Annotated in this window: 2 protein-coding genes; both read right to left on the minus strand. The window is 68.9% G+C overall.

What is annotated here, in order from left to right; translation table 11 throughout:
- Positions 1-102 precede the first annotated feature (102 nt).
- The gene (locus C5C07_RS22265) at positions 103-432 is read right to left on the minus strand and encodes a hypothetical protein (RefSeq protein WP_115806051.1); all 330 of its coding nucleotides are present in this window, start codon (positions 430-432) and stop codon (positions 103-105) included.
- A gap of 12 nt (positions 433-444) precedes the next feature.
- The coding region (locus tag C5C07_RS22270) for a hypothetical protein (RefSeq protein WP_199522779.1) at positions 445-724 on the minus strand (280 nt) is incomplete at its 5' end.

Below are 724 nucleotides of genomic sequence, written 5' to 3' on the forward strand. Positions count from 1 at the left end.
TGGTGACGTCGACCGGCACGGTGCCTCCTCAGGTGGTGGTGCCAGGCGGGGCGGGCGGCTCGTGGCCGGGCCCGCCCCACCTGGAGGTACTGCAGGGGTGGATCAGGCCTTGCCGAGGATCTTCTGCAGCGGGTCCACGAGGGACGCGCGCGGCTTGTCCTTGGCGTTCTCCGCGTCGAGCGCGGTCTGGGCCTTCTCCTTGTCGTCGCCGACCTCGTCGAGGATCTCCTTGACGGTCGGCTCCTTGTCGGAGCCGCCGTCGGAACCCGAGTCGGCCGTGGCCTTCTCGAGCATCCCGTCCTTGACGAGTTCCTTGCAGCGTTTGTCGTTGAAGCCGTCGGGGATGACGGCGTCCTGGTAGAAGTAGCCGTCGCCGCTGACACCGTCGTCGTTCGGGACGATCACCAGCGGGCTGGTCACCTTGTAGGGCATGTCGATCTCCGATCAGGCAGCGAGGTTGATCTTGCCGGCGGCCGCCGGCTCGAGGATCACGGGCACGGTGACGCGCCGGGCGCGGGCCCGGTAGCCGTCACGGTCGTCGGAGCCCGTCATGCGGGTGACCTTGACCTCGACACCGATGCCGTCGACCTTGGCGTAGCCGGGGCTCTGCAGGTCCTCGTCGGCCATGCCGCCGAGCTGCTCCGTGTCGGCCACGAGCGCGACGTTCGTGATGCCGTTGGGCGTGGCCAGCCAGTCGAGCCCCATGTAGTTGGGGAAGTCGCCC

It is taken from the genome of Haloferax sp. Atlit-4N (genome assembly GCF_003383025.1).
GTDB lineage: Archaea > Halobacteriota > Halobacteria > Halobacteriales > Haloferacaceae > Haloferax > Haloferax gibbonsii.

Coding starts and splice junctions, on each gene's coding strand:
- C5C07_RS22265 (WP_115806051.1), bottom strand. CDS start 432: ATGCCCTACAAGGTGACCAGCCCGCTGGTGATCGTCCCGAACGACGAC.